Origin of the sequence: Halorubrum sp. SD690R, from assembly GCF_005435035.1 — an archaeon.
Classification (GTDB): domain Archaea; phylum Halobacteriota; class Halobacteria; order Halobacteriales; family Haloferacaceae; genus Halorubrum; species Halorubrum ezzemoulense.
The window spans coordinates 1-488 of record NZ_SGTV01000120.1; the positions used below are offsets into that span (position 1 = coordinate 1).

The following is a 488-nucleotide window of genomic DNA, read 5'->3' on the forward strand; positions in this document are numbered from 1 at the left end:
CAACACACCAGGAAAATTGTAGCGGCAGACGACTGGTGGCTTGTCCGCGATACACTCCGCGGGCCTGACACTGAGACCGAGCCATGCATTTCTCGTCTCCATTTCCACCCGGATATTGCCGTCACAATCGACGAGTCTGGGACAATACGGGCATCTCACCGGTCAGTGGCCGATGATGATCCGCCCTTGCTGAGCGTTCACCCACTGGGTACAAACGACGTTCGCACTACTACAACCGAATACTTCCCCGAATTTGGCGTCGCTCAGGAGCGACAGACCGCGGAGTTACGAGTCGGTCCGAAGTCAGGAACAACAGCTCTGGGTTATCTTCTTGCCCCAAGCGGCAGCGATGGGAATAGATATGACTCCTCTATTGAAAGTGAGGAATAATCGCCTGCGGGCTAAAACCGCTACCCCCTCGGATAAGGACGGTTTGGACATTCCAGCTGATGAGTAATCCGGCGTTTGGGATTGTAGCCGCAACTCAT

At 54.7% G+C, this 488-nt stretch carries 1 protein-coding gene; it reads left to right on the top strand.

All coding sequences use genetic code 11. From position 1 onward, the window contains the following. The coding region (locus tag EXE41_RS18680) for a heparinase II/III family protein (RefSeq protein WP_199240913.1) at window positions 1-390 on the top strand (390 nt) is incomplete at its 5' end. Window positions 391-488: the final 98 nt, after the last annotated feature.